The organism is Komagataeibacter kakiaceti JCM 25156, assembly GCF_000613305.1.
This window is the reverse complement of record NZ_BAIO01000332.1, coordinates 1-2,697: the sequence shown is the minus strand read 5'-3', so window position 1 is coordinate 2,697 and position 2,697 is coordinate 1. Positions and strand designations below refer to the sequence as shown.

Sequence of the window (2,697 nt, the reverse complement as noted above, 5' to 3'; positions counted from 1 at the left end):
TCGCTCCATGGGCGGGCCAGCAGGGCCGCCAGCGGCAGCAGTACCATCACGCCAAGCCAGAACAGGGTCAGGCCCAGCCCGATTGCAAATCCCGGCAGCGCATCACGCTGCCGGCGCCAGGCCAGCCGCCCGGACAGGGCATGCAGGGCCGTCATTTTGTATAGATGCCGTCAAAGATGCCGCCATCGGCAAAATGATCCTTCTGTACCCGGGTCCATCCCCCAAGGCTGGCGATGTCGAACGTATTCACATCCGGGAAGCGGTCACGGTTCTGCGCCAGGATGGCGGGGTCAACCGGGCGGAAGTAATGGCGCGCGCCAATCTTCTGCCCTGCCGGGCTGAACAGGAATTCGACATAGGCCTGTGCGATCTCCGTCGTGCCATGCGCGCTGGCGTTACGGTCAACCACCGCAACGGGTGGCTCCGCCAGGATCGTGACCGGTGGCACCACGATATCGAACCTGTCCGGCCCGATCTCACGCGTGGCCAGCAGGGCTTCGTCCTCCCACGCCAGCAGCACATCCCCCAGCCCGCGCTGTACAAAACTGTTCGTGGCCCCGCGCGCGCCGGTATCCAGCACCGGCACATGCCCGAACAGGGATTTGAGGTACGCGCGCGCACTGTCCGGCGTGCCGCCTGACTGCCGGAGCGCCCAGCCCCAGGCGGCCAGATAGTTCCAGCGCGCCCCGCCCGAGGTCTTGGGGTTGGGGGTGATGACCTGCACCCCGTCACGCAGCAGGTCGGGCCAGTCGCGGATGTTTTTGGGATTTCCCTTGCGCACCAGAAACACGATGGTGCTGGTGAACGGGGTTGAATTATGTGGCAGGCGCTTCTGCCAGTCCGCCGCCAGCAGCCCGTTCTGCGCCAGAACATCAATATCATAGGCCAGACCGAGGGTGACAATATCCGCTGGCGCGCCCTCCAGCACCGAACGCGCCTGCGCGCCCGACCCACCATGGGATGTACGGATCTGGACCGGACCGCCACCATGCGCCTGCGTCCATTCGCGCGAAAAATCGCGGTCGATTTCCTGATAGAGTTCGCGTGTCGGATCATAGGACACATTCAGCAGCGTGGTGGCTGCCCATGCCCGCACCGGGGACAGGAGCGTGGCCGCCCCGGCCGCGAATGCGAACCTGAACATCTGGCGGCGGGTGGAAGTAAATATTTCAGACATGGAATATCGTCCCTGATTTTCTAAATACAGCCCATGTATCGGGCCAGTTAGCATGAGAAAGGGTTCAGAAAGACGCCTGGATACGCCCGACAACAGCATTGCCATCCCTGCCCAGCACGTTGATGGCCTGGTTCGATCCGCCGGTGGTCCGGCTGATGATGAAGCGCTCATAATCGAGCATGAACCTGACATGCCGGTTGGGGTACCAGTTCAGGCCCGCTTCCCATGCTGTCTGCTGGTTTCCGTTAATGCCCGGCCCACCCTGGCTGGGAACGTCGTTCAGGTCCGTCACGCTCCACCGGCCCGACAGTTCGAGCGCGCCCCAGTGGTTATGCGCGGGGTCGAAATCCTTTTCGACACCCGGCGTCGTGAAGGCGGCGATCTTCGAGTTATAGCCACGCGGTTTGCCGAACAGCGTGTAATTGGCCGCCACGTACCAGCCATCAAAGCCGAGGGAGGGCAACGGATCCGTGCCGGAATGATCACGCTGGACGCCGACGTGGTAGTACTGCCCCTTCAACAGGAAACGCCGCCAGCGCAGCGCCAGTTCCGGCCCCGCCGCCCAGATCTGGCCACATCGGTCAGGGCCCCGGAACTCAGCAGGGAGGTCTCGCCCAGTGGCACCTCGGTATTGTCGCTGAAGGTGTACTGGCGGCCCTTGGAGCTTTCATTGACCTTGAACGCCGTGGTGGCGCTTCCACCCACGTAAAGATCAATGTCCTTGCTGACATACGGGCGACCCGCCACACGCAGCACCCCGCCGGTCTGGCTGTCCGTAATTGTTGTATCCTTGCTGCGATCCCCGAATTTCTGCCCGGTGAAGTAACCCGCCACCAGCCAGCGATCCTCGTAATGTTCGCCACCGATGCTGAAGCGCGCCACGCCACCGGCGATGTTACGCACCAGATCCACGATCGTGGGGCGTTCAAGGAATTCGAAGGCCCCTGAACGCTCGGCGCTTTCTTCATCCCCGCGCGGCTGGAAGTAACCGACCGTCAGCGTGGTATGTCTGAAACCCGTATAATTCAGATTGGCCTCGAACAGCCCGACCGTGCCATCGACGGAGCTGGAACCGAAATCAGGCGTCACATTCGCGACCCAGTCCTTGTAACGCCAGGTGAAATACAGCCGCAGCCTGCGGGCGTTTTCCGTCAGGTTGTTGAAATTGCCCTTGGTCTCACCCGGTTTCGGGCCGCTGCCGATAAAGCCGCCAATATCTTCCTGCGCCAGCAGCCCGACGGAAAAGCTGTAGGCCTGGTCATCGGATGCGATGGTGGGCCGACCGGAGGGAAAGCCGATGCGCATGCCGCCGATATGCACGCTCTCGTCCTTTTCCGAAGCGGCCTTGAATTCGGCCCAGGACGGAATCGGTCCCTCGGAAAGCGCCGTGCGTGTTTCGGCGTCGGTGCGCGGACCGCGCGGCTGGGACGCGCCTTCCACATCGCCAATAACGGGTAATGGTCCCGTCCACGGGGCGGGCTGCGCCGCCGCGCGGGCGACCTGCTGGCGTCGCGTGGCCA

1 protein-coding gene and 1 pseudogene are annotated in these 2,697 nt (G+C 63.1%); both read right to left on the bottom strand.

Translation table 11 applies throughout. The features are described 5' to 3' along the window. Positions 1-151: 151 nt before the first annotated feature. Positions 152-1,144, bottom strand: coding sequence for a sulfate ABC transporter substrate-binding protein (locus JCM25156_RS13275; RefSeq protein WP_407637125.1), 993 nt, complete (start codon positions 1,142-1,144; stop codon positions 152-154). 97 nt (positions 1,145-1,241) lie between these two features. Beyond that, positions 1,242-2,697: pseudogene (locus JCM25156_RS28930) on the bottom strand (OprO/OprP family phosphate-selective porin); the annotation flags it as partial.

Bases quoted from the DNA above. Each gene is read 5' to 3' on its own strand.
- JCM25156_RS13275 (WP_407637125.1), bottom strand. From the start codon at position 1,144: ATGTTCAGGTTCGCATTCGCGGCCGGGGCGGCCACGCTCCTGTCCCCG.